This window comes from Sphingomonas sp., from assembly GCF_036388435.1.
Classification (GTDB): domain Bacteria; phylum Pseudomonadota; class Alphaproteobacteria; order Sphingomonadales; family Sphingomonadaceae; genus Sphingomonas.
Genome location: NZ_DASVRV010000019.1, coordinates 1 through 23,177, shown reverse-complemented (window position 1 = coordinate 23,177; position 23,177 = coordinate 1). Strand labels below are relative to the sequence as shown.

The 23,177-nt window shown below is 70.5% G+C and carries 24 protein-coding genes and 1 tRNA gene; 10 read left to right on the top strand and 15 right to left on the bottom strand.

Annotated elements, in window-relative coordinates; genetic code table 11:
- Window positions 1-75: 75 nt before the first annotated feature.
- From mnmG to VF592_RS05265, 4 genes are read left to right on the top strand one after another with little or no spacing between them, the layout of a single operon-like run.
- Window positions 76-1,917, top strand: a complete 1,842-nt coding sequence (mnmG, locus tag VF592_RS05280) for a tRNA uridine-5-carboxymethylaminomethyl(34) synthesis enzyme MnmG (protein WP_331004568.1) — start codon at window positions 76-78, stop codon at window positions 1,915-1,917.
- Complete coding sequence (gene rsmG / locus VF592_RS05275; protein ID WP_331004567.1) at window positions 1,914-2,519, top strand: 16S rRNA (guanine(527)-N(7))-methyltransferase RsmG; 606 nt, start codon at window positions 1,914-1,916, stop codon at window positions 2,517-2,519. The genes mnmG and rsmG overlap by 4 nt, the downstream gene beginning before the upstream one ends.
- Complete coding sequence (locus VF592_RS05270; RefSeq protein ID WP_331004566.1) at window positions 2,516-3,310, top strand: AAA family ATPase; 795 nt, start codon at window positions 2,516-2,518, stop codon at window positions 3,308-3,310. Before rsmG ends, VF592_RS05270 begins: the two co-directional genes overlap by 4 nt.
- Window positions 3,307-4,206 (top strand): ParB/RepB/Spo0J family partition protein, encoded by a 900-nt coding sequence (locus VF592_RS05265; RefSeq protein WP_331004565.1) that lies wholly within the window; start codon window positions 3,307-3,309, stop codon window positions 4,204-4,206. Before VF592_RS05270 ends, VF592_RS05265 begins: the two co-directional genes overlap by 4 nt.
- Here VF592_RS05265 and VF592_RS05260 read toward each other — a convergent pair.
- The 5 genes from VF592_RS05260 to VF592_RS05240 are packed head-to-tail and all read right to left on the bottom strand — an operon-like array spanning window position 4,203 to window position 9,252.
- Complete coding sequence (locus VF592_RS05260; protein WP_331004564.1) at window positions 4,203-4,823, bottom strand: SOS response-associated peptidase; 621 nt, start codon at window positions 4,821-4,823, stop codon at window positions 4,203-4,205. The two genes, VF592_RS05265 and VF592_RS05260, sit on opposite strands and share 4 nt — an antisense overlap.
- The gene (holA, locus tag VF592_RS05255) at window positions 4,801-5,814 is read right to left on the bottom strand and encodes a DNA polymerase III subunit delta (RefSeq protein ID WP_331004563.1); all 1,014 of its coding nucleotides are present in this window, start codon (window positions 5,812-5,814) and stop codon (window positions 4,801-4,803) included. The genes VF592_RS05260 and holA overlap by 23 nt, the downstream gene beginning before the upstream one ends.
- Window positions 5,815-5,821: 7 nt before the next feature.
- A complete protein-coding gene (gene lptE, locus VF592_RS05250; RefSeq protein WP_331004562.1) occupies window positions 5,822-6,307 on the bottom strand; it encodes an LPS assembly lipoprotein LptE in 486 nt (161 codons plus the stop codon).
- The gene (gene leuS, locus VF592_RS05245; RefSeq protein ID WP_331004561.1) at window positions 6,304-8,799 is read right to left on the bottom strand and encodes a leucine--tRNA ligase; all 2,496 of its coding nucleotides are present in this window, start codon (window positions 8,797-8,799) and stop codon (window positions 6,304-6,306) included. The genes lptE and leuS overlap by 4 nt, the downstream gene beginning before the upstream one ends.
- Window positions 8,800-8,808: 9 nt before the next feature.
- The gene (locus tag VF592_RS05240; RefSeq protein ID WP_331004560.1) at window positions 8,809-9,252 is read right to left on the bottom strand and encodes a DUF3576 domain-containing protein; all 444 of its coding nucleotides are present in this window, start codon (window positions 9,250-9,252) and stop codon (window positions 8,809-8,811) included.
- Between the two features lie 214 nt (window positions 9,253-9,466).
- Here VF592_RS05240 and VF592_RS05235 point away from each other — a divergent pair, with 214 nt between their 5' ends.
- On the top strand, window positions 9,467-10,180 hold the full coding sequence (locus VF592_RS05235; protein WP_331004559.1) for a porin: 714 nt from the start codon (window positions 9,467-9,469) through the stop codon (window positions 10,178-10,180).
- A 276-nt stretch (window positions 10,181-10,456) separates the two neighbouring features.
- Here the strand turns inward: VF592_RS05235 and VF592_RS05230 are convergent, their stop codons facing one another.
- Window positions 10,457-10,972, bottom strand: a complete 516-nt coding sequence (locus VF592_RS05230; protein ID WP_331004558.1) for a thiamine phosphate synthase — start codon at window positions 10,970-10,972, stop codon at window positions 10,457-10,459.
- Between the two features lie 22 nt (window positions 10,973-10,994).
- On the opposite strand from VF592_RS05230, the gene VF592_RS05225 reads away from it, so the two are divergent.
- A complete protein-coding gene (locus VF592_RS05225; protein WP_331004557.1) occupies window positions 10,995-11,654 on the top strand; it encodes a YggS family pyridoxal phosphate-dependent enzyme in 660 nt (219 codons plus the stop codon).
- The gene (locus tag VF592_RS05220) at window positions 11,651-12,316 is read left to right on the top strand and encodes an HAD family phosphatase (RefSeq protein ID WP_331004556.1); all 666 of its coding nucleotides are present in this window, start codon (window positions 11,651-11,653) and stop codon (window positions 12,314-12,316) included. The genes VF592_RS05225 and VF592_RS05220 overlap by 4 nt, the downstream gene beginning before the upstream one ends.
- A gap of 109 nt (window positions 12,317-12,425) precedes the next feature.
- On the opposite strand, the gene ribA is transcribed toward VF592_RS05220, so the two are convergent.
- The 5 genes from ribA to VF592_RS05195 form a co-directional block, all read right to left on the bottom strand.
- Window positions 12,426-13,475: a GTP cyclohydrolase II gene (gene ribA / locus VF592_RS05215; protein ID WP_331004555.1), complete on the bottom strand. Its 1,050-nt coding sequence runs from the start codon at window positions 13,473-13,475 to the stop codon at window positions 12,426-12,428.
- Window positions 13,472-14,254 (bottom strand): exodeoxyribonuclease III, encoded by a 783-nt coding sequence (locus VF592_RS05210; protein WP_331004554.1) that lies wholly within the window; start codon window positions 14,252-14,254, stop codon window positions 13,472-13,474. The genes ribA and VF592_RS05210 overlap by 4 nt, the downstream gene beginning before the upstream one ends.
- A 253-nt stretch (window positions 14,255-14,507) precedes the next feature.
- A complete protein-coding gene (locus tag VF592_RS05205; RefSeq protein ID WP_331004553.1) occupies window positions 14,508-15,122 on the bottom strand; it encodes an outer membrane lipoprotein carrier protein LolA in 615 nt (204 codons plus the stop codon).
- A gap of 77 nt (window positions 15,123-15,199) precedes the next feature.
- On the bottom strand, window positions 15,200-15,970 hold the full coding sequence (locus tag VF592_RS05200) for a Crp/Fnr family transcriptional regulator (RefSeq protein ID WP_331004552.1): 771 nt from the start codon (window positions 15,968-15,970) through the stop codon (window positions 15,200-15,202).
- Window positions 15,970-16,134: a hypothetical protein gene (locus tag VF592_RS05195; protein ID WP_331004551.1), complete on the bottom strand. Its 165-nt coding sequence runs from the start codon at window positions 16,132-16,134 to the stop codon at window positions 15,970-15,972. The genes VF592_RS05200 and VF592_RS05195 overlap by 1 nt, the downstream gene beginning before the upstream one ends.
- Window positions 16,135-16,497: 363 nt before the next feature.
- Here VF592_RS05195 and VF592_RS05190 point away from each other — a divergent pair, with 363 nt between their 5' ends.
- Window positions 16,498-17,271: a Crp/Fnr family transcriptional regulator gene (locus tag VF592_RS05190; protein WP_331004550.1), complete on the top strand. Its 774-nt coding sequence runs from the start codon at window positions 16,498-16,500 to the stop codon at window positions 17,269-17,271.
- A 145-nt stretch (window positions 17,272-17,416) separates the two neighbouring features.
- Here the strand turns inward: VF592_RS05190 and VF592_RS05185 are convergent, their stop codons facing one another.
- The gene (locus VF592_RS05185) at window positions 17,417-19,741 is read right to left on the bottom strand and encodes an FtsK/SpoIIIE family DNA translocase (RefSeq protein WP_331004549.1); all 2,325 of its coding nucleotides are present in this window, start codon (window positions 19,739-19,741) and stop codon (window positions 17,417-17,419) included.
- 116 nt (window positions 19,742-19,857) lie between these two features.
- Between VF592_RS05185 and VF592_RS05180 the strand changes: the two genes are divergently transcribed.
- Window positions 19,858-21,084 (top strand): UbiH/UbiF/VisC/COQ6 family ubiquinone biosynthesis hydroxylase, encoded by a 1,227-nt coding sequence (locus tag VF592_RS05180; protein WP_331004548.1) that lies wholly within the window; start codon window positions 19,858-19,860, stop codon window positions 21,082-21,084.
- 19 nt (window positions 21,085-21,103) lie between these two features.
- On the opposite strand, the gene VF592_RS05175 is transcribed toward VF592_RS05180, so the two are convergent.
- The 3 genes from VF592_RS05175 to VF592_RS05165 are packed head-to-tail and all read right to left on the bottom strand — an operon-like array spanning window position 21,104 to window position 22,804.
- Complete coding sequence (locus VF592_RS05175; RefSeq protein ID WP_331004547.1) at window positions 21,104-21,283, bottom strand: Trm112 family protein; 180 nt, start codon at window positions 21,281-21,283, stop codon at window positions 21,104-21,106.
- Between the two features lie 10 nt (window positions 21,284-21,293).
- Window positions 21,294-21,911 (bottom strand): LON peptidase substrate-binding domain-containing protein, encoded by a 618-nt coding sequence (locus VF592_RS05170; RefSeq protein WP_331004546.1) that lies wholly within the window; start codon window positions 21,909-21,911, stop codon window positions 21,294-21,296.
- Window positions 21,908-22,804, bottom strand: a complete 897-nt coding sequence (locus tag VF592_RS05165; protein WP_331004569.1) for a tetratricopeptide repeat protein — start codon at window positions 22,802-22,804, stop codon at window positions 21,908-21,910. Before VF592_RS05165 ends, VF592_RS05170 begins: the two co-directional genes overlap by 4 nt.
- Window positions 22,805-22,961: 157 nt before the next feature.
- Here VF592_RS05165 and VF592_RS05160 point away from each other — a divergent pair.
- Window positions 22,962-23,036: transfer RNA gene (locus tag VF592_RS05160), tRNA-Gly, on the top strand.
- Window positions 23,037-23,177 lie beyond the last annotated feature (141 nt).

The following is a 23,177-nucleotide window of genomic DNA, read 5'->3' as shown; positions in this document are numbered from 1 at the left end:
TTCTGCATCGGCAAATAGGGTGTTCCACGTGGAACAGTTTTGACCTTCATCCCTCGCTTAACTAGGCCGGGGAGCATGAGCGACGTGATCGTCATCGGTGGTGGACATGCGGGCGTCGAGGCGGCGCTGGCGAGCGCGCGTCGGGGCGCGGCGACCTTGCTGGTGACGATGGATCGGCGGACGATCGGGGCGATGTCGTGCAACCCGGCGATCGGCGGGCTGGGCAAGGGCCATATCGTGCGCGAGGTCGACGCGCTCGACGGCGCGATCGCGCGGGCGGCGGACGCCGCGGCGATCCACCACCGGATGCTCAACCGCTCCAAGGGCATGGCGGTACGTGGGCCCCGCGTGCAGGCCGACCGTAAGCGGTTCGCTGCGGCGATCCAGGCGATGGTCGCCGCGCAACCCAAGCTGCGGGTGGTCGAAGGCGAGGTCGCCTCGCTGGCGATCGAACGGGGCCGGGTCGCGGGCGCGGTGATGACCGACGGATCGGTGTTGCCGGCCCGTGCGGTGGTGGTCGCGGCGGGGACGTTCCTGGCCGCCCGGATGTTCCGGGGCGACGAGCGCATGGCCGGTGGGCGGATCGGCGAGCGACCAGCGGGTCCGCTCGCCGAACAGCTTCGCGCGCACGGGCTGCCGATGGCGCGGCTCAAGACGGGCACGCCGCCCCGGATCGACGGGCGCACGATCGACTGGGCGCGGATCGTCGAGCAGCCGTCCGACGCGGAACGCTGGACCATGTCGCCGATAACCGGAGCCGGGCGGCTGCCACAGGTCGCGTGCGGCGCGACGCGGACCAACGAACGCACCCATGCGATCATCCGCGCGGGGCTCGACCGCTCGCCGCTGTTCAGCGGCGCGATCGACGCGTCGGGGCCGCGTTACTGCCCGTCGATCGAGGACAAGGTCCACCGCTTCGGCGACCGCGACGGGCATCAGATATTCCTCGAACCCGAAGGGCTGGACGACCCGGTCGTCTATCCGAACGGCATCTCGACCTCGCTGCCGGTCGCTGTGCAGGAGCAGCTGGTCCGCTCGGTCGCCGGGCTCGAACGCGCGGCGATCACGGTGCCGGGTTATGCGGTCGAATATGACCATGTCGACCCGCGCGCGCTGGGCCGCGATCTGCAGGTGACCGCCATTCCGGGGCTGTTCCTGGCGGGCCAGGTGAACGGCACGACGGGGTATGAGGAGGCGGCGGGGCAGGGGCTGGTCGCCGGGCTCGGCGCGGCGGCGGCGGCGTTGGACCTGGAACCCTATCTGCCGGACCGCGCGACGAGCTATCTGGGGGTGATGATCGACGACCTGATCCTTCATGGCGTCACCGAGCCTTATCGCATGCTCACCGCGCGCGCCGAGTACCGGCTGAGCCTGCGCGCCGACAATGCCGAGACCCGGCTGGGGCCGGACGGGCGACGACTCGGATGCCTGTCCGAGGCGCGACTGCGACATCTCGATACACGCGATGCCGATCGCGCGACATTGCGCGTGCGGCTGGAGGTGACGCGGACGGCATCGACGCTGGCGGCGAACGATCTCGGCGTCGCGCGCGACGGGGTGCGGCAGTCGGCTTGGGAATGGCTGCGCATCCGGACGATCGGGCTGGACGACGTGGCGCCCGGCGCGGGGATCGGAATCGACCCCGATGTCGTGACCGAGATCGTCGAGGATGCCCGTTATGCGCCTTACCTCGAACGTCAGGCGGCCGAGGTCGCGGAGCGGATGCGCGGCGACCGGAAGCTGCCCGCCGCGCTCGATTATGCCGCGGTCCCGGGCCTCTCGACCGAGATGATCGAGCGGCTGAGCAAGGCGGCGCCGGACAGCCTGGCCGCGGCGGGGCGGATACGCGGCGTCACCCCGGCCGCGCTGACCGCGATCCTGCTCCACGCCCGGCGCGCGGGACCCAAGGCCGCGTGACTGAGGAGGAAGCGCGCGGCTGGATCGTCGACCGCTTCGACGCTGAGGTGCTGGCCAAGCTCGAACGGCTCGTCGCGTTGGTGACCGACGAGACGGCGCGGCAGAATCTTGTCTCCCCCTCGACGCTCGCCGGCATCTGGTCGCGTCATATCGTCGACTCGCTCCAGCTCGTTGATCTCGCGCCGGCCGACGGGGCTTGGCTCGACATCGGGACCGGGGGCGGCTTTCCGGGACTCGCGGTCGCGGTCGTCCGCGACACGGCGATGCACCTGGTCGAGCCGCGGCGAAAGCGCGCGGTGTTCCTCGAAGAAGCGGCGCACATATTGGGTCTGCCGCACGTCCATGTCCACGCGTCCAAGGTCGAATCCGTGACCGCGCGTGCCAAAACGATCAGCGCCCGCGCGGTCGGCTCCATCGCGGCGCTTGTGGAAGCCGCCCGACACGTGGCATCACGCGACACGGTCTGGCTGCTGCCGCGTGGGCGCGTATCGCCCGAGGAGCTGGCCGGACTGCCTCGATATGCGCGAGTGTTTCACGTGGAACAGAGCTTGACCGATCCCGACTCCCAGATCGTCGTGCTCCGTGGTGTGTTCGGCCGATGACGATCATCGCCATCGCCAACCAGAAGGGCGGCGTCGGCAAGACGACGAGCGCGATCAACATCGCGACCGCGCTCGCCGCCACGGGCAAGAAGACGCTGCTGATCGATCTCGACCCGCAGGGCAATGCGTCGACCGGGCTGGGCGTCGGCCAGTCGCTGCGGGTCCGGTCGAGCTATAACGTGCTGCTCGGCAATGCGAGCGTCGACGAGGCGGCGATGCGCTCGCCGGTGCCGGGGCTGGACCTGGTGCCCGCGACGCAGGACCTGTCGGGCGCGGAGATCGAACTGGTCGAGATGGCGGAGCGGACGCACCGGCTCGACCGCGCGCTTCGGCGGTCGCGCGGCGGCTATGACATCGTGCTGATCGACTGTCCGCCCTCGCTCGGACTGCTGACCATCAACGCGATGGTGGCGGCGGATTCGCTGTTCGTGCCGCTGCAATGCGAATTCTTCGCGCTGGAGGGGTTGAGCCAGCTGCTGACCACCGTCGAGCGTATCCGCACCCGCTTCAACCCCGGCCTGTCGATCGTGGGCGTCGCGCTGACGATGTTCGACCGGCGCAACCGCCTGACCGAGCAGGTGTCGGCCGATGTCCGCGCGGTGCTGGGCCGTGTGGTGTTCGAGACGGTGATCCCGCGCAACGTCCGCCTGTCCGAAGCGCCTAGCCACGGGTTGCCCGCGCTGATCTACGATCATCGCTGCGCGGGGAGCCAGGCCTATATCGCGCTCGCCCGCGAGCTGATCGCGCGGCTGCCGGCGTCGGCGGACATCCTCGCCCAGGCCGCCGAATGACCGAAGCGAGCAAGCGGCGCGGCGGGCTGGGCCGCGGACTCAACGCGCTGCTCGGCGACATCGCGCGCGAGGAGCCGATCGGCGACGGCGGCGATACCTCGCCGGGCGTGCGGATGCTGCCGGTGAGCGCGATGGCGCCGCATCCCGACCAGCCGCGCCGCCGCTTCGACGACGCGTCGCTCGACGAGCTCGCCGCCTCGATCGCCGCGCGCGGGGTGATCCAGCCGATCGTGGTGCGGCCGCATGGGCGCGACTATCAGATCGTCGCGGGCGAGCGCCGCTGGCGCGCGGCGCAGCGCGCGCGGCTGACCGAGGTGCCGGTCGTCGTGCGCCAATTCAACGACTCCGAGACGCTCGAGATCGCGCTGGTGGAGAATATCCAGCGCCAGGACCTCAACGCGATCGAGGAAGCCCAGGCCTATCAGCGGCTGTCGGGCGAGTACGGCCATACGCAGGAGGCGCTGGCCAAGATCGTCCACAAATCGCGCAGCCATGTCGCCAATCTGCTGCGGCTGCTGGAGCTGCCCGAAAGCGTCCAGGCGATGGTCGTCGAGGGCGCGCTGTCGATGGGCCATGCCCGCGCGCTGCTGGGATCGCGCGATGTCGAGGAACTGGCGCGCGAGGTGGCGGCGCGCGGGCTTTCGGTGCGCGATACGGAGAAGCTGGCGCGGGGCGCCAAGGCCCGCGAGCGGACGCGCGGCCCACGCGACGGCGGCGAGCGGACCCAGGGCGGCGTCGACGGCGATGTCGCGGCGCTGGAAAGCCAGCTGGCCGATTTGCTGGGGCTGACGGTCAGGATCGCCCATGGCGAGCAAGGGGGCACGCTGACATTGGGCTATGCGACGCTCGACCAGCTCGACATGGTCTGCCAGCGGCTGACGGGCGAGGGTATCTAGGCGTCGACCGTCATGAGCTGGGCGGGGAAGGGCGACACGAGCTCGCCGAGCTCGCCGGCCAGCCAGCGTTCCTCGTCCTCCCGGTGAAGCAGCACCGGCATCGCCTTGGGATGGATCGGTGCGACGAGGCTGTTGGGCTCGCAGGTCAGAAAGGCATAGGCGCGCGCGCCGCCCTGCACCGGGCGCCAGATGCCCGCGAAGCTGGTGATCGGGCGCGAGGGAACGGAAAACCAGTGAAGCGGGAGCTTGCCGTCGGGCCCTCGGATCTGACCATATTCGCTGAACGCGGTGAAGGGCACCAGACAGCGCCGCGCGGGGTCGGTGAGGGCATGACGCCAGAAGCCGCTGTCGAGATTGCGGACATTGGTGACGCGCTTCTCCAGCAGCTTGGTCTTGCCCTGCGTCTGGAAGGGAAAGCCCCAGCTCATGACATCGAGGATACGGGTGCCGCCTTCCTGCCGGACGACCAAGGCGGGGCGATCGGGGAATAGCTCGGGCGGCGGCAGCGTCACGTCGTCGCGCGGGGGAAGCCCGACATCGTAGCGGGTGGCGAGTTCGGCGAGATCGGCGCTCATGACGTAGCGGTTGCACATGTCAGCGCCGCCGGGCTTGGGCACGCGCGATCGTCTCGACCGCCTGTTCGGCGAGCACGGTGCCGGCATTGCCCGGCGCCATGATCGCGCGTTCCGCGGCGCGGACATGGGTCAGGGCGCGGGCGAGCTGGCCGGGGCCCCAGGCGCGCAGCGCGCGGGTGGTCGCCGCTTCCTCGCGGAAGAAGACGCGGTGACGTTTCATCACCGCGTCGACCGCCTCGCCGCCGTCGAGATCGGCGCGCATCGCGGCCAGGCCCAGCAGGCGGCGCTGCAGCTGGCGAAGCCAGGGAATGGGGGAGACGCCCGACTCGCGCAGGCGCGCGAGTTCGCCCCCGAGCGCGGCGGGGTCGCCGAGGAGCACGGCGTCGACCAGCCGCCCCGCTTCCGCCTCGCCCAGATCGGCGGACAGATCGTCCAGCGCCTGGGGGATGAGATCGGCGGGGCGCTCCGGATCGGCGTCGAGATACAAAGCGAGCTTTTCCAGTTCGCGCGTGGCGATCGCCGATTCGCCCCCGCTCGCCGCGATTACCCGGCGGAGCAGGAGCGGGTCGACGTGCAGCCCCAGCTCGCGCGCCGTCTGGCCGAGCTGGCGCTCCAGATCGGCCGCGCTGGGCGGGTAGCAGGCGAAGGCGAGCGCATCGCGGTGGTCGAGCGCGAGCTTGACGAGCTTGGAGGTCGCCTTGGCCGTCGGGGCGATGGCGAGGACGGGGTTGCCGGCCTGCTCGCCTTCGAGCAGCGCGGCGATGGCGCCGACCGATTCCTCGCCGACGCCGGTGACGCGGATCCATCTCTTGTCGCCGAACAGCGACATCGACGCGGCCTCGTCGGCGAGGCGCGCGGGGTCGGCTTTCAGTGCGGCACCGTCGAGGTCGACGCGCCCGGCCTCGGCGCCCATCGTCTTGCCGAGTCGGGCGGCGAGGTCGTTGGCCAGGCCCGCATCGGGGCCGTGAAGCAGGATCAGGCGGTGGCGGGGGTGGTCGAGCGCGGCCCTGATCTGGCCGGCATTGGCCTTCACCGGCCCGTCACCGCGGATTGCCGCGGGCGTAGACGGCCAGCCGCGCGACGATCTCGTCGGCGACGATCATCGACAGGCGTTCGAGCGCGGTGTTCTCGGCCGCGATGGTGGCATATTCGCTCTGCACCACGTCGATCCCCGCATCCGATCCGGCGGTGGCGTCGAGCACGACCGCGCCGTTGCGCGTGTCGACCAACTGGTAGCGTGCGCGCAAGGCTCGGCGCTCGCGGGTGACCGCGTCGTCGCGCCGGATGCCGAGCCCGGTGATCTGGTCGTCGAGGCGCACGTCGAGCCGATAGCGCGGACCGCTTCCCGCATCGGCCAGGCGGTCGCGCAGCGCATTGGCCATCAGCCAGCCCGCCCGGCCCTCGATCGCGCCGACCTCGACCCGGCCGAGCGACGAGGCGACGGGGCCGTTCGCGCCGCCGGCATAAAGCGGCTGAAGCCCGCACCCCGGGAGGGCGAGGGCGAGGAGGATCGCGGCGCGCTTCATGCGACCAGGTTCACGAGGCGGTCGGGCACGACGATCACCTTGCGCGGCGCGGCCCCGGCGAGGAACTGGACGATCTTGTCGGAGGAAAGCGCGGCCGCCTCCACCTCCTCGCGCGCCAGGCCCTTGGGCAGGGTGATCGTATCGCGGAGCTTGCCGTTGACCTGGACCGCGATCGTCACCTCGTCGGCCACGAGGAGCGCGGTGTCGACCGGGGGCCATGGCGCATCGGCGATCAGGCCGTCATTGCCGGCGGCGGCCCAGGCTTCCTCGGCGAGATGGGGCGTCATGGGGGCGACCAGGAGCATCGCCGCCCGGACCGCCTCGGCGCGGGTCGCGGAGGCCGGCGCCTTTTCGATCGCATTGACCAGTTCGTGGAGCTTGGCGACGGCCTTGTTGAAGGCCAGCGCCTCGATATCGGCCGCGACCCCGGCGATCGTCCGGTGGAGCTTGCGCCCCAATTCCCTGTCCTCGCCCTCCCCACCCTTGCTGTCGTCGAACAGGCGCCAGAGCCGCTGGACGAAGCGCCAGGCGCCCTCGATCCCGGCTTCCGACCAGGGCAGGTCGCGCTCGGGGGGGCTGTCGGACAGCATGAACCAGCGCACCGCGTCCGCGCCGTACTGGTCGACGATGGGTTCGGGATCGACCGTGTTCTTCTTGGACTTGGACATCTTCTCGATCCGGCCGACGGTCACGGGCTGGCCCGTGGACCGTTCGACGCCGTCGTCGACATCGTCGGGGGAGAGCCAGCGGCCGTCGGCGGACCTGTAGGTCTCGTGCGTCACCATCCCTTGCGTGAACAGCCCCGCGAAGGGCTCGGCCACGTCGAGCCGCCCGATATGCCTGAGCGCGCGGGTCCAGAAGCGGGCGTAGAGCAGGTGGAGGATCGCATGCTCGACCCCGCCGATATATTGGCCGACGGGCAGCCAGCGCTCGGCCGTCGCCTTGTCGAACGGCCTGTCCTCCGGCTGGCTGGCGAAGCGGATGAAATACCAGCTCGAATCGACAAAGGTGTCGAGCGTGTCGGTCTCGCGCCGCGCCGGGCGGTCGCAGGACGGGCAGGCGACATGCTTCCACGTCGGATGACGGTCAAGCGGGTTGCCGGGGACGTCGAAGGTCACGTCCTCGGGCAGGATGACGGGCAGTTGCTCGCGCGGCACCGCGACCGGGCCGCAGGCGTCGCAGTGGATGATGGGGATGGGCGTGCCCCAGTAACGCTGGCGCGACACGCCCCAGTCGCGCAGCCGGTAGACGGTGGTGCCGTCGCCCCAGCCCTCCGCCTCGGCGCGGTCGACGACGGCGCGCTTGGCGGTCTCGGCATCCATGCCGTCGAGCAGCCGCGAGTTCACGAGAAGGCCGGGGCCGGTATAGGCGACATCGCCCCGGAAGTCGGGCGCGCTGTTCTCGCCGTCCGAAACGACGCGGCGCACGGGCAGCGCATATTTGCGGGCGAAGTCGAGGTCGCGCTGGTCGTGCGCGGGGACGCCGAACACCGCGCCGGTGCCATATTCCATCAGCACGAAGTTCGCGATGTAGACGGGCAGGCGCCAGTCGGGATCGAAGGGATGCCGCGCGGTCAGCCCGGTGTCGAAGCCCAGCTTCTCCTGCGTATCCAGCTCGGCGGCGGTGGTGCCGCCCTGACGGCAGCGCTCCACGAACGCGGCGGCCTCCGGGTTCTGCGCGGCGGCGGCCTGGGCCAGCGGATGGTCGGCGGCGACCGCGACGAAGCTGGCGCCGAAGATGGTGTCGGGGCGGGTGGTGAAGACCTCGACCTCGCCGCCGACGGAAAGCTCGAAGCGGAACCGCAGCCCGCGCGACCGGCCGATCCAGTTCTCCTGCATCAGCCGCACCTTGTCGGGCCAGTCCTTCAGGTCGCCCAGACCCTCGATCAGCTCGTCGGCGAAATCGGTGATCCGCAGGAACCATTGGGAGAGCTTGCGCCGCTCGACGGGGGCGCCCGAGCGCCAGCCGCGCCCGTCGATCACCTGCTCGTTGGCGAGCACCGTATGGTCGACCGGGTCCCAATTGACCGCCGATTCCTTGCGATAGACGAGCCCCGCCGCATGGAGATCGAGGAACAGCGCCTGCTCATGGCCGTAATAATCGGGATCGCAGGTGGCGAGCTCGCGCGTCCAGTCGAGCGCGAAACCCAGCCGCTTGAGCTGCGCCTTCATCGTCGCGATGTTCGCGCGGGTCCAGCCGCCGGGGTGGACGCCCTTCTCCATCGCCGCATTCTCGGCGGGCATGCCGAACGCGTCCCAGCCCATGGGGTGGAGAACCTCATGCCCCGTCATCCGGCGGAAGCGCGCCAGCACGTCGCCCATCGTGTAGTTGCGGACATGGCCCATATGGATGCGCCCCGAGGGATAGGGGAACATCTCGAGGACGTAGGAGCGCGGCTTGGTGGAATCGTCGTCGGCGGCGAAGGTGCCGCGCTCGTCCCAGACCTTTTGCCAGGCCGCGTCGCTCTTCAGCGCGTTGAAGCGGGAGGCCATGCGCTCGGATCAGCTCGCGATGGAGGCGCGGCGCAGGTCGCGGGCGCGGACGAGGATGATCTCCTCCAGCTTCTGGACGGTCGCCGCCTGGACGGGAGCCGCGACCCACTGGCCGCCCTGGTTGACCTGGCGGATCGCCGCGACGCGCAGCGCATCGGCGCGCAGATCCTGGTCGAGGATGGTGACGGTGACCTTCATCCGCTCGGTCGGGGTCTGCGGATTGACATACCAGTCGGTGACGATGACCCCGCCGTTCGAATCCGTCTGGACGAGCGGCATGAACGACAAGGTGTCCAGGCTCGCGCGCCACAGATAGGAATTGACGCCGATCGTGGTCACCCGGGACGCGGCGAGATCGGGGGTCAGGCCCTCGCGCTTGCCGCCACAGGCGGCGAGCGGAAGCAGGACGCCGAGCAGCGTCGGGGCCAGAAGAAGGCGGGAAGGGCGGATCATGGGCTGTGGTCCTGAAACGGGTATCCGGGATCGGATCATAATTGCCTTTCGCTCTACTAGCGCGACCCCGGCGCCGCAAGGAGCGGTCCGGCGCGGCGCCCGGCGGGGCATGTTGTGTGCCAATTGCAACAGTTGGGCGAAAAAGCGGCATGATGCGCGGGCGGAACAAGATTGCCGCTTGGAATCGCACGTCGGGCGCAACAGGTGCAAAGTCGTGAAGTTCGGGAGCAACAGGGGCCGCATCGTCGCGGGGGTCGTCGCCGGAGGGCTTGTCGCCGCCGGCGCCGTCGTCGCGCCCGCGGTCGCCGCGACCGAGCAGACGCGCAAGGTCGCCGCGAAGCGCCCGCCTGTGCCCGCGCGCGGCGTCGGGTCGTTCACCCCGTCCTCGGCCGATCCGCGGCTCGCGGCGCTGTTCGCGCGCGGCGGGCTGGAAACGCGCGGCTTCCGTTTCACCCCCGCCGAGGCGAAGAACAGCCGCGCGGTCACCGTCGCGGTCCGCGCGCGGACCACGCGTCCGGGCGCGGACCGCGTCGCCGCCGCCGCACCGACGGTCGGACTGGCGCCGATCGCGTATAATCTGGGTCTCGCGGTCGGCTGGCGCCGGTTCGCGCTGTCGGGCGATGTCGCCAAGGTCGATCTGCCGGGCCAGCTCGGCGGGCGCGAATCGGCGGAAGTCGGCGTCAGCTACTCGCTTCCGCGCCTGACCACGCGCGTCCAGGCGGGCGCGGACCGCGCGACGGGCACCGGGCCGCAGCTGGTCGAGGGCACACGCAGCTATTCGCTCGATGTCGGCAGCTCCTACTCGCTGACGCGCAACCTGGATGTGACGGCGGGCGTCCGCTATCGGACCGACCGCGAGCGGGTGACGCGGTTGGACGACCGGCGGGACAGCCAGGCGGTGTATCTGGGGACGGCTTTTCGCTTCTAGCGCGGCGCGGCTTTAGGCACCCTGCCTAAAGACTCGCGCAAGCTCGGCCGGCGTAGCGCCAGCTACGACCGACGACGCGGCATGGTCGCGTCGTTTCTCCTTCCACTGTTATGACAGGGATCGTCGGACAGATTTGTTCACGCGGAGACGCGGAGGCGCGAAGAGGGTGCTTTCGTAGCGACCATCACGCTCGCCGTCTTACGGGAGCGCGGTCGTGCGAGAGGCGCGGCTTTGCCGCGGCCTGACCCCCAGGGTCGCTCCAACATCCCGCATCGGTCAGACGGCAAACCCATCAATTCCGGCCCATCCCGCAAACCCCAATCCCCGCACCCCCCGGAACCGTCGCGCCGTCATTCCCCCCAGCGCGATCACGCGGACGCCCAGCCCCCGCCCGATCGCCGCCGCCCGCGCCGCCCCGATCGCCCGCCCGCCCGGATGCGACCGTGTCGGGAACACCGGCGACACGAACAGCAGGTCGGCGCCAGCCCGGACCCCTGCGATCGCCTGGCGACGGTCGTGCGCCGGCCAGGTCCTGATCCCCCTGCCCTTCGCGGTTCCGTGCACGCCACGCGCGCGCCCGACCCGTTCAGGCCGCGCGACCACCAGCACCAGCCCCCGTGCGCGCGCGATCCTGCGCACCCGCGCGAACAGGGCACGCCGCTCGCGCGCGCCGAGCGCGTAATGGCGGAACACCACCCCCGATCCCGGCTTCAGCGCCAGAAGCGTCGGCAGCAGCGCGTCCCCGATGCGCTCGTCGGTCATGAGCCATTGGCCGGGGTATCGGGCGCGCATCGCGCCTCCTATAGGGCGCGGCATGAGCGCTGGCATCACCATCGACGCGATCACCGGCCGGATCGCCAGGGCGGCCGCGTCCGTCGGACGCGCGGCGGGCGCGGTGACGCTGGTCGCGGTGTCCAAGACCCATCCCGCCGACGCTATCCGCCCGCTGCTGGACGCCGGACAGCGGGCGTTCGGCGAGAACCGGGTGGCGGAAACGGCCGGGAAATGGCCCGCGCTGCGCGACCACTATCCCGACGTGCGGCTCCACCTCGTGGGCCAGTTGCAGTCCAACAAGGCGGACGAGGCGGTGGCGCTGTTCGACGCGATCCATTCGGTCGACCGGCCCTCGCTGGTGACCGCGCTCGGTCGGGCGATGGACCGGGCGGGACGACGCCCCGACTGCTTCGTCCAGGTCAATATCGGCGAGGAGGCGCAGAAGGGCGGGTGCACGATCGCCGCGCTGCCCGCGCTGCTCGCCCGGGCGCGCGCGGCGGAGCTGCCCGTGGCCGGGCTGATGTGCCTGCCCCCCGCCGGGGTCGAGGCCGCGCCCTATTTCGCGCTGCTCGCCAAGCTGGCGCGCGACGAGGGGGTGGCGGGGCTCAGCATGGGCATGTCGGATGATTTCGAGACGGCGGTGATGATCGGGGCCACCCATGTGCGCGTCGGGTCGGCGCTGTTCGGCGCGCGCGCATGACCTTCGCGGCGATTCTGTTCGACTTCGACGGGGTGCTGATCGAGAGCGAATATCTGGGCAATCGCCAGATCGCCAACTGGCTGACGGCCAACGGCTATCCGACCAGCGTCGAGGAGTCGATGGCCCATTTCATGGGGCTGGCCGGGCGCGACTTCACCGCCGCGATCGAGCGCTGGATCGGCGGGCCGCTGCCCCAGGCCTTCCACACCGCGCGCGCGGCGGAGGACGAGCGGGTGATGGCGGCGGGGATCGACGCGGTGGCGGGCGCGGTCGATTTCGTCCGCGCGCTCCCGCCCGCCTTACCGCGCGCCATCGTGTCGTCGAGTTCGACGGCGTGGATCGCCCGGCACCTGGAGCATATCGGGTTGCGCGACGCGTTCGGGGCGCATCTTTATTCGGGGCGCGAGCATGTCGAACGGGGCAAGCCCGCGCCCGACCTGTACCTCCACGCGGCGGCGGCGCTGGGCGTCGCGATCGGGGATTGCCTGATCGTCGAGGACTCGCCGGTGGGCGCGACGGGCGCGGTGGCGAGCGGGGCCTATGTGGTGGGGCTTTGCGCGGGGTCGCATTGCGGGGTCGGCCACGGCGAGCGGCTTCGCGCGCTGGGGGTGGATAGGGTTGCGGAGGGTTGGGCGGAGCTAGCGAGTCTAGTGCAAGGCTGAGACCTTTCAGCGCAGCGCCGCGGCAAAGCCGCGTCGTCGGTCGTGGCGGGTGCCACGCCGGCCAGTCTTGGGCGGGTCTTGCGGCGGGGCGCCGCAAGCCCTCCTGCGACTATAGCTGATGCCCCGTCCGGTCCCGCTTTGTCGCCAGATAGCCTTCGTTGTGCGGGTTCGCCGGCAGGAAATGCGGCACCCGCTCGACCACCGTCACGCCCTTCGCCTCCAGCCCGGCGACCTTGGCCGGATTGTTGGTCAGCAGCCGCACCCGGTCCTGGCCGAGCAGCGCCAGCATCCGCGCCGCCACCCCGAAATCGCGCGCGTCGACCGCGAAGCCCAGCCGGGTGTTCGCGTCGACCGTGTCGAATCCCTGGTCCTGCAGCCGATAGGCGCGCAATTTGTTGACCAGCCCGATCCCGCGACCCTCCTGGCGCAGATAAAGGAGGATACCCCAGCCCGTATCGGCGATGGCGCTGATCGCGGCGTGGAGCTGGGGACCGCAATCGCATTTGAGCGAGCCGAGCACGTCCCCGGTCAGGCATTCGCTGTGCAGCCGCACCAGCGGCGGGCGGCCATCGGGGCGACCGACGAGCAGGGCGACATGCTCGTCCGCCGATTCGGGCGAACGGAAGGCGGCGATCTCCGCATCCTCCGCGCCCGCGACGGGCAGGCGCGCGCGGGTGGCGAGCCGGAGGCGGTCGGGATCCTCATGCATGTCGAGATCGGCGGGGGTCAGCCTGACCTCGGCCAGGGCGGGGTCGCCGGTGAAGAAGGCGGGGAGCAGCCCGGCGATCCGCGCCAGCCGCAGCGCGGCGCCGGCGGGCGCAAGGTCGATCAGGGGTAGCGCGTGATAGGGACCTTTTAGCGGGGTCGCGAGGTCGAGCTGCGGATCGGCGAGCGCGAAGGCGGCGGGAAGGTCGATCCAGGGCGCGCGCTCGACGAGGACGGGCGCGTCGGGGCTGGCGGCCTCGCGCTGGTTGGCGAGCTTGAGCGTCGCCGCGCGTCCCGCGGAGATCAGGAGATCGCTGGGGCGGCGGCCCTCGAAGGCGCGCAGGCGGTCCTCGTCGGCGGTTTCGACCGCGATCAGCCCCAGCGCGTCGATCGCGATGGGCCACCCCCTGCGCAGCGCGTCGATCGCCCGCGCGGCGGCGCGCGGATCGCTCACCAGTCGAACTCGGTGACCAGCGGCACGTGATCCGATGGTTTCAGCCAGTCGCGGCAGCCGGTGAAGACGTGGTGCGCCCGCGCGGCGCCCGCCACGTCGGGGCTCGCCCATTGATGGTCCAGGCGGCGGCCCCGGTTCGACGCGGCCCAGTCCTTGGCGCGGTAGCTCCACCAGGTGAAGACGGGCGTCGGCGCGGGCTGGAAATGGCGGCCCAGATCGACCCATTCGTTCGCCGCCCGGAGCCGGTCCAGCGCCGCGATCTCGATCGGCGTGTGGCTGACCACGTCCATCAGCTGCTTGTGGCTCCACACGTCGCAGGGGAGCGGGGCGACGTTGAAATCGCCGACCAGCACGGTCGGGACGTCGAGCGCGTCGGACCAGCGCGTCATGCGATCGAGGAAGTCGAGCTTCTGGCCGAACTTCGGATTGACCTCGCGGTCGGGCACGTCGCCGCCGGCGGGGATGTACACATTCTCCAGCCGCACCCCGTTCGCCAGCCGGACGCCGACATGACGCGCTTCGCGATTGGCCTGCCAGTCGAAGCGGTCGTCCTCCAGGAGCGGCACGCGGCTGACGATCGCGACCCCGTGATGCATCCGCTGGCCATGGACGACGATGTGCTCATAGCCCAGCGCGCGGAAGGCGTCGGCGGGGAAGTCGCCGTCGACGACCTTGGTCTCTTGCAGGCACAGGATGTCGGGTTCGTTCTCGCGGAGGAATTGCGACACGATGTCGATGCGGAACCGCACCGAGTTGATGTTCCAGGAGGCGATCTTCACGGGTCGGGACTTAGGGGGTTTGCGCGTCGCGGCAAAGCCGCGTCGTCGAACGGGTCGGCTGGCCGACCCGGCGGCCGCCAAAAGCGAAAGGCCCCCGCTCCGGGGGCATGGAGCGAGGGCCGACCTGGCGTTCGTCACGCAGGCGGGAAGTGGAACGACCATCCGGGCAACAGGGGGAAAATCCCGAACGCCCGCGCCACATCCGCGAGGTCTGCTATAGGTTAGGTAACCTGTCGCTTCGATGAATGGTTCGTCAGGAACGCGGGGATGTTCTCCGCGGGTCGTTCCAGCGGAACGTCCCGTCGCTGACGGGGGCGCCGTGGCGCTGGTTCGTCAGGCGCACGGTGGTGCGGTTGTTCTGGCTGTCGAGCGCGACCCAGCCCTGGAGCTTCAACCCGGCGGGGCCGCCCGCGTCGCGCGCGAAGATCAAGGTGATGCGGCCATATTCGGGATGCTTGGGGTCGCGCGCCTCGACCGAGACGATCTGGGGCGCCCCGGGCACCACCCGGGCATAGCGCGACAGGTCGCGGCCGGGATCGAGCAGCACCCCCAGCGGCGAGTTCCGGATCGGCCAGCGCTGCACCTGGCGCACCGAATAGTCGATGAAGGTCAGCGCCCCGCCCTCCGCGACGATGAGCAGCGGCACGCCCTTTTCGTACTGAAAGCGGACGCGGCCGGGCTGCTTGAGCGTCAGCACCCCCGTCAGCACGCGCCCGTTGCGGTCGGTCTGGGTGAAATCCGCGGTCAGCGTGGTGAGCGCCCGGAGGTGCCGCTGGACCGACGCCAGGTCGTCGGCCTGCGCGGAGACGGGGGCGGCCACGGCGGCAAGGGCAAGAGCCGGGGCAAGGGCGGGCAGGAAGCGGAACAAGCAACTCTCCTCGGGTCGAACGCCCGGCCTTTGTTCCGGTCGGGTTGAACGCGCTCTGAACCGTGCAGGGCGGCGGCTCAACCGGCGGAAGCGGGCGCTTCCTGGTTCAGGTGGAGATAGCGCCCGTCGAACTCGCCCACCCGGCGCAGCCGCGCGACGTCGGGGATCGTCATCACCCGGCTGGCGGTGGCGATGAGCCCCTCGGCGCGGAGCTGCTGCATGACGCGGTTGACATGAACGGGGGTCAGCCCGAGCGCATCGGCCAGATGTTCCTGGGTGAGCGGAAGCTCGAACCCGCTTTCATTGCCGCTCTCGCCGCCCAGGCGCAGGCTCAGTTCGCAGAACAGATGCGCCAGCCGCTCGCGCGACGAACGCCGGCCCAGGCACAAGGCCCATTTGCCGAGCGTCGCATTCTCGACCAGCGCCAGCCAGGTAAAGGCGCGCGCGATGCCCGGATGCTCGGCCGCCAGCGCCAGCGCCCGGTCGCGCGCCAGCGTCAGCACCGTCGCGCGCCGGATCACCCGCACGCCGTAATCGATCCGGTCGAGCAGCAGCGAGTCGAGGTTGACGACATCGCCCGGCACCGCCAGCCCGGCGATCTGGCGCGAACCGTCACCGGTGGTCGTACAACGGCAGGCCCAGCCCTCGACCAGGAGGAACAGGCTGTCGGTGCTGTCACCCTCGCGCAGCAGGTCGGCGTTCGCGTCGAGCACACGGGGCGTGTGCACGGCATCGGCGAGGGCGCCGCGCTCCCCGCTCGACAGATAGGCCGATTTCCATAGCCGCGTGTCGGCGAGCCCCGTTCGCCCGCGCCGCGACATGACCAGGCGCTGCGATGTCTCCGCCATCACGGTCGGACCGGTCGAGGCGGCTCCAACGAGGCCGCGCGGTTCAGATAGGCTTCCGCCATCTGGTGATGGGCCGCCGCGACCTTGCCGTGCGTCGCCCGCTGCGCGAGGTCGAGCTCCGCTTCGGCGCGGCGCTGCAGATAGCGATGCTCGTCATTAAACATGGGTTACCCCTCGAACAATCAATCAGTGATCCAAGTATCGTTCAAATAAACCAGCGATTTAGCCTGTGAAACCCAATGTGGGACAGCACACGTTCATCGCGGTGGGAGGCAGAGCCGAAATTCCGGTCGATCTTGTTTTATCGACAGTTCGGATATCGACACCTAATTGGCGGAGCAAGCGACGGGCTCTGGCTAAGTCGTTATCCTGGATCAGGATTGTCGCCAACTGTGCGATACCCCACAGTCCGTCCGTCTTGGCATTCGGACTTCGCTACTCTATCGTTTTCGACATTGGTCGCCGACTCTCCGGGCGCGGCCGACTGGAAGATGCGCCGTGCTCCCGCCCCGAATCAAGGGGTGGTCATGTCGCGATCCGACGAAATTCAGACGAATAATATCCTGCTCGCCGCCCTGTCGCCGGACGACCGGGCGCTGCTGGCGCGTGACGTCACGCGGGTGCCGCTACCGCGCGACCTGGTGCTCGTTTCCGCCGATCGGCCGGTCGATCATGTCTATTTTCCCGAGGACGGGGTCACCTCGGTCGTCGCCGACATGCCCGATAGCGGCCGCACCGAGGTGGGCATCTTCGGTCGCGACGGCATGTCCGCGTCGTTCCTGCTGCTCGGCGCCGACCGAAGCCCGCACGGGACCTTCGTCCAGGTCGCGGGCCGAAGCGCGCTGCGCATCGACGCCGACCGCTTCCTCGCCGCCGTCGACGAAAGCGCGACGCTGCGGATCGGGCTGCTCCGCTATGTCCAGGCTTTCGTGATCCAGACGGCGCAGAGCGCGGCGACCAACGCGCATCACCGCATCGAGTCGCGGCTCGCGCGGTGGCTGCTGATGGTGCACGACCGGCTCGACACCGACGAGATCCCGCTGACGCACGAATTCATGGGAATGATGATCGCCGCCGAGCGCAGCGGGGTGACGGTGACGCTCCACATCCTCGAAGGCGCGGGGATGATCCGGTCCAAGCGCGGACGCGTCATCATTCTCGACCGCGACAAGCTGACGGAGCTGGCCGGCGACAGTTACGGCCTGCCCGAGGCGGAATATCGGCGGCTCATCGGCCCGTTCGGTGGGGGGGGGAGGCTGAAGGGTAGCGGTAGCGTCTCCCGTGCCGTTGGTCCTGAGTAGCCGCTGAGCTCGGCGGAGCCTGTCCTGAGCGCCTGCCTTGGCGGGCGGTCGAAGGGGACAGGCTTCGACAAGCTCAGCCCCTACTCAGGACGCGCGGGTCGAGTTCATCTCCTCGACGCCGCCAAGGGGCCGGCGCCCCTTCGCGTCAGATCGCGTGACCCTCCGCGTCGCGCAGCACCTCGCGCCGGCCCACATGGTCGGGGCGGCCGACCACGCCGTCCTTTTCCATCCGCTCGATCAGCCGCGCGGCCGAGTTGTAGCCGATGCGCAGCTGGCGCTGGAGCCAGGAGGTCGAGGCCTTGCGGCTTTCGCAGACGAGCTGGACGGCGGCGCGATATTGCTGGTCCTCCGCCGAATCCTCGCCGGTGGGGGCGCCTTCGAGCTGGTAGCTCTCCTCCGGCTCCTCGGTGACCGACGAGATATAGTCGGGCGACCCCTGCGACCGCCAGAAATCGGCGACGCGGTGGACCTCCTCGTCCGAGACGAAGGGGCCGTGGACGCGGACGATCCCGCGCCCGCCGGGCATGTAGAGCATGTCGCCCTTGCCCAGCAGCTGCTCGGCCCCCTGTTCGCCCAGGATGGTGCGGCTGTCGATCTTGCTGGTCACGTGGAACGAGATGCGGGTCGGCAGGTTCGCCTTGATCACGCCGGTGATGACGTCGACCGAGGGGCGCTGCGTCGCCATGATCAGGTGGATGCCCGCCGCGCGCGCCTTTTGCGCCAGGCGCTGGATCAGGAATTCGACCTCCTTGCCCGCCGTCATCATCAGGTCGGCCAGCTCGTCGACGATGACGACGATCTGCGGGAGGACGTCATATTCGAGCTTCTCCTCCTCATAGATCGGCTGGCCGGTATCGGGGTTGTACCCCGTCTGGACGCGGCGGCCGAGCGGCTGGCCCTTGGCGGCGGCGGCGCGGACCTTGTCGTTGAAGCTCGCGAGCGAGCGGACGCCGACCGACGACATCTGGCGATACCGGTCCTCCATCTGCTCGACCGCCCATTTCAGCGCGCGCACCGCCTTGGCGGGATCGGTGACGACGGGCGACAGCAGATGCGGGATGTCGTCATAGGCCGACAGCTCCAGCATCTTGGGATCGATCATGATCATGCGGCACTGGTCGGGGGTCAGCCGGTAGAGCAGCGACAGGATCATCGCGTTCAGCCCCACCGACTTGCCCGATCCGGTCGTGCCCGCGACCAGCAGATGCGGCATCGGCGCCAGGTCGGCGACGACGGGGTCGCCGGCGATGTTCTTGCCCAGGATGATCGGCAGCTGCGCGGCCTGGTCCTCGAACGCCTGGCTACCGACCAGTTCGTGGAGCGACACCATCTCGCGGTTCGGGTTGGGCAGCTCGATGCCGATCACGGTGCGGCCGGGGATGGTCGCGACGCGCGCGGAGATGGCCGACATGTTGCGCGCGATGTCGTCGGCGAGCTGGATCACCCGGCTCGCCTTGATGCCGGGGGCGGGTTCCAGCTCGTACATCGTCACGACGGGGCCGGGGCGGACCTCGGTGATCTGCCCGCGGACATGGAAGTCGTCGAGGACGGATTCGAGCAGGCGCGCGTTGCGCTCCAGCGCGGGGCGGTCGATCGCGCCCTTGGGGGCGGGCGGTGCGGGGGTGAGCAGGTCGGGCGCGGGCAGCTTGAAGACGGCGTGGCTGTCGACCGGGCGCCTGGGCGCGGCGGGCATGGCGCCCGGCGACGATCCGCGCTCGGCGATGACGGGCGCGGGCCGGTCGATCGGCGTCGCGGCCTCCGGGGCGCGCGGCGTCACCGGACGCCGGGTGAGTTCGAGCGGTTCGTCCGCCGCCGGCACGTCGGCATAGCCGCCCGCGAGCGTCGAACGGCGCGTCGGGCGCGAGCGGCGGGCGAGCTCGGCCCAGTCGATCTCGACCGCGCGCCCCCAGACCAGCGCGCCCGTCACGCCCGCGACGAGCCCGAAGGCGAGCAATGTCCACCACTGCGCCTCGGGCTGGCCGATGAACCCGGTCGCCCATTGCGCGGCGCCCGTCAGCGCCAGCCCGACCACACCGCCCCAGCCGGCGGGCAGCGCCAGCACCGATCCGTCCGACACGGTGGAAAACGCCGCCGCCATCAACGCCACCCCGATCGCGGAGCCGCGCAGCATCCGTCCCCACCGCCCGGCGGGCAGTCCCTTCCACAGCCGCAGCGCGACGATCGGGACGACGGGCAGGAGCAGCGCGACGGCGGGGCCGAACGCGGTCAGCGCCAGGTCGGCGAACCAGGCGCCCGGCAGCCCGATCAGGTTGCGCGCCGGACCGCCGCCCGCGGTGTTGATCGCCGGGTCGCCCGGATGATAGCTGGCCAGGGCGAGCGCCGCCAGGAGCGCGACGAGGAACAGCAGCGCGCTGGTCAGCAGCGCCCCCGAGCGCACCGCCCCCGCCCGCACCGTCTCGCGCCAAAGCCCGGACTGCCCCGTCCGGCCCGGCTGCGCGTGGCTCGCCATCCTCGAATTCCCCTAAATAACAGCGGTCCCAAACCAGCACGAAAGCATCGCGGGGGCGGGTGGCGGCGTCAAGGCGGTGTTGGCGTAGGCGCGCGGGGAGCATAAGGGCGTGGCTTATGAGCACCACCACCCATGCGGATGTCCTGATCCTCGGCGGGGGGCTGGTCGGCGCGACGCTGGCGCTGGCGCTGGCGCGGCACGGCCTGAGCGCGGTCGTGGTCGATCCCGCCGACCCGGCGGTGACGCTGGCGCCCGGATTCGACGGGCGCGCTTCGGCGATCGCCAGCGCCAGCGGGCGGATGCTCGGCGCGATCGGCGTCCTCGACCGGCTCGAAGGGCTGGGCCAGCCGATCGGGTCGATCCGGGTCTCGGACGGGCTCCGGCCGGGGCGGCTCGACTTCACGCCGGACGCGGACGACGGTGCCCTGGGCGTGATGTACGAGAACCGCGCGCTCCGCCGGGCGCTCCATGCTGCGCTGGGCGAGGCGGCGGCCGTGGATTTGCGGATGCGTACCCGGACTGTGTCGGTGGAACGTGGCGAGCACGGCGTCACGGCGACGCTCGACGACGGCGGAACGGTACGCGCGCCGCTCCTGATCGCGGCGGAGGGGCGCAATTCGCCGACGCGGGCGGCGGCGGGGATCAACGTCGCGCGCTGGCGCTATGACGACGCCGCGATCATCGGCGCCTTTCATCACGCGCGGCCGCACGGGGGAGTGGCGTACGAGATCTTCTACCCCGCGGGGCCGTTCGCGCTGCTGCCGCTGGTCGACGATGCGGGGGGCCACCGCTCGGCGATGGTGTGGACGGTGGCGGAAGGCGATGCGGCCGGGATGCTGAAGCTGTCCGACCGTGCCTTTCTCCATGAGGCGGAGAAGCGGATGGGCGGGTTCCTGGGCGCGCTGTCGGGCGCGTCGGCCCGGTCGAGCTATCCGCTGGGCTTCCACCTGGCCTCGCGGATCGTCGCCGAGCGGCTGGCGCTGGTCGGCGACGCCGCGCACGGCATCCATCCGATCGCGGGGCAGGGCCTGAACCTCGGCCTGCGCGACGTGGCGGCGCTGACGGAGGTGCTGGTCGAGGGCAAGCGCACCGGGCTCGACCTGGGCGACCCGGCGCTGCTCGCGCGCTACCGGCGGTGGCGCGCGCTCGACACCGGCGCGATCGCGGCGGCGACCGACGGGCTGGCGCGGCTGTTCGGCATATCGGGGCGGACGGCGAGCGCGGTCCGGCGGTTGGGCATCGGCGCGGTGAACGCGATCGACCCGCTCAAGCGCGCCTTCATGGCCGAGGCGCGGGGCGAGGCGGGGGCGCTGCCGATGTTGCTCAGGGGTAGTCTGGTCTGACGGGCATCCCGCCCGCGACTCAGCTCGCCGGGTCGATCCGCCGCGCCTCCTCGACCAGCATCACGGGCACGCCCTCGCGGATCGGATAGGCGAGGCCCGCCGCCTCCGACACCAGCTCGCCCGCCGCCTCGTCATAGCGCAGCGGGGTGCGCGTCAAGGGGCAGCAGAGGCGGTCGAGGAGCCAGGGGTCGAGGCTCACCGGGTGAGCCTCACTGCAACGTCACCCGGTCCTCGCCGTCGTGACGGCCGAAGAACTGCATCAGCTGGATCAGCAATTCGGCGCGGCTCTCGATGCCGGGCGCCTCGAGCAGCGCCTGCTTGGCGGCGGCGTCGAAGGGGGCGATCTGGGCGATGCCGTTGGTCAGCGTCTCGTCGTCGAGCTTGCCGACCTGGTCCCAGTCGACCGCATAGCCCGCCGCCTCGGCGAAGCGGCGCGATTCCATCTCCAGCGCGGAGCGGCGGCCGAGCGATAACGTCTCGTCGGGGACGCGGGGGAGGAACTCGGCCTCGACCTGGCGGAACAGCGTGGACACGTCGAGCTCGCGGATGACGCGGAACAGCGCCACGCCTTCCAGGATGACATTGTAGCGGCCGTCGTCGAGCGCCTCGACCTCGGCGATGCGCCCGACACAGCCCAGGTCGAACAGCTCGGGCCGGTCGCCGCCGCCCCCCGCTCCCTTGGGCTGGATCATGCCGATGCGCCGGTCGCGCGCCATCGCGTCCGATATCAGCGCCCGGTAGCGGGGCTCGAACAGATGGAGCGGCAGGTGCATGCCCGGAAACAGGATCGCGCCGGGCAGCGGAAAGATCGACAGGCGGGTGCTCATCCGAACAGGATCGCGGACAGGCGGCGGCGCTGCGCCGACACCCAGGGGTCGACCAGCCCGACCACCTCGAAGATCTGCAGCAACTGCGCGCGCGCCGCGCCCTCGTTCCAGTCGCGGTCGACCGCCACGATGTGAAGCAGACCATCAGCCGCCCCATCACGATCCCCCGCCGCCATCTGCGCCTTGGCGAGGGTGAAGCGGGCCTCCAGATCGTCCGGGTCGGCGTTGACCGCCGCGACCAGGGGCCCGAGGTCGTCGACTGGCGGCGCCGCGCGCGCGAGGGCGAGCGTCGCCTGGGCGCGTGCGATGCCGGGGTCCTTGGCCAGTTCGGGCGGCAGCACCGCGATCAACGCCGCCGCCTCGTCATGCTCACCCGCCGCGACGAGCGCGCGCAGGCGACCCGACAGCACGGCCGGATGATCGGGCGCCATCTCGGCGAGCTGGTCGAAGATCGACAGCGCGCGGGCGGCGTCGCCCTCGGCCAGCACCTGCTCGGCCATCGCGATCAGCGGCTCCAGCTCCGCCTCCGCGTCGGCCGCTTCCGATTCGATCGGCAATTGCTTGAGCAGCTGGTCGAGGATGACGCGCAGCTGCGATTCGGTGCGCGCGCTGGTCATGTCGGCGACAAGCTGGCCGCCATGCATCGCATAGACCGTGGGGATGGAGCGGATCTGGAATTGCGCGGCGATGAACTTGTTCTTGTCGGTGTCGATCTTGGCGAGCACGACGCCCTTGTCGGCATAATCGGCCGCGACCTTTTCCAGGAGCGGGGTCAGCGCCTTGCACGGCCCGCACCATTCCGCCCAGAAATCGATGATGACGAGCTTGGTCATCGACGGCTCGACGACGTCGCGGCGGAATTCCTCGACGGCGGTCTTGTCGGCGGCGCTCATCCCCAGGGTGGTGGCCAAGATGCTGTTCTCCGTGTGCTTGCCTGGCGCCTCATGTGGGCCGGACGCACGGGGAAGCCAAGGGGCTTGGCAAGGCGGAGGGCGGGTGCTAGTGGCCGCGCCTCACCCGCCCGGTACGTGCACCGGGCCAGGCGCCAGAGCGGGCGTAGCTCAGGGGTAGAGCACAACCTTGCCAAGGTTGGGGTCGAGGGTTCGAATCCCTTCGCCCGCTCCAGCGACTCTCAAGTCATTGAGAGAGTGTGCAAAACCGTCAAAGCGACGGTCCAGCGCCAAGATCGTCCCCACAGACCGTCTACACAATGATGCCTGTCGCTGTGTCTCACCCCCTCGTAAATGCTCGGGAAATCGCCTTCAG

Bases quoted from the DNA above. Each gene is read 5' to 3' on its own strand.
- VF592_RS05240 (WP_331004560.1), bottom strand. From the start codon at position 9,252: ATGATCCGCCCTTCCCGCCTTCTTCTGGCCCCGACGCTGCTCGGCGTC.
- VF592_RS05200 (WP_331004552.1), bottom strand. From the start codon at position 15,970: ATGGCGGAGACATCGCAGCGCCTGGTCATGTCGCGGCGCGGGCGAACG.
- VF592_RS05165 (WP_331004569.1), bottom strand. From the start codon at position 22,804: ATGAGCGCCGCCGACAAGACCGCCGTCGAGGAATTCCGCCGCGACGTC.
- VF592_RS05265 (WP_331004565.1), top strand. From the start codon at position 3,307: ATGACCGAAGCGAGCAAGCGGCGCGGCGGGCTGGGCCGCGGACTCAAC.
- VF592_RS05170 (WP_331004546.1), bottom strand. From the start codon at position 21,911: ATGAGCACCCGCCTGTCGATCTTTCCGCTGCCCGGCGCGATCCTGTTT.
- leuS (WP_331004561.1), bottom strand. From the start codon at position 8,799: ATGGCCTCCCGCTTCAACGCGCTGAAGAGCGACGCGGCCTGGCAAAAG.
- VF592_RS05190 (WP_331004550.1), top strand. From the start codon at position 16,498: ATGTCGCGATCCGACGAAATTCAGACGAATAATATCCTGCTCGCCGCC.
- mnmG (WP_331004568.1), top strand. From the start codon at position 76: ATGAGCGACGTGATCGTCATCGGTGGTGGACATGCGGGCGTCGAGGCG.
- lptE (WP_331004562.1), bottom strand. From the start codon at position 6,307: ATGAAGCGCGCCGCGATCCTCCTCGCCCTCGCCCTCCCGGGGTGCGGG.
- VF592_RS05230 (WP_331004558.1), bottom strand. From the start codon at position 10,972: ATGCGCGCCCGATACCCCGGCCAATGGCTCATGACCGACGAGCGCATC.
- VF592_RS05270 (WP_331004566.1), top strand. From the start codon at position 2,516: ATGACGATCATCGCCATCGCCAACCAGAAGGGCGGCGTCGGCAAGACG.
- VF592_RS05220 (WP_331004556.1), top strand. From the start codon at position 11,651: ATGACCTTCGCGGCGATTCTGTTCGACTTCGACGGGGTGCTGATCGAG.
- VF592_RS05195 (WP_331004551.1), bottom strand. From the start codon at position 16,134: ATGTTTAATGACGAGCATCGCTATCTGCAGCGCCGCGCCGAAGCGGAG.
- VF592_RS05225 (WP_331004557.1), top strand. From the start codon at position 10,995: ATGAGCGCTGGCATCACCATCGACGCGATCACCGGCCGGATCGCCAGG.
- VF592_RS05185 (WP_331004549.1), bottom strand. From the start codon at position 19,741: ATGGCGAGCCACGCGCAGCCGGGCCGGACGGGGCAGTCCGGGCTTTGG.
- VF592_RS05180 (WP_331004548.1), top strand. From the start codon at position 19,858: ATGAGCACCACCACCCATGCGGATGTCCTGATCCTCGGCGGGGGGCTG.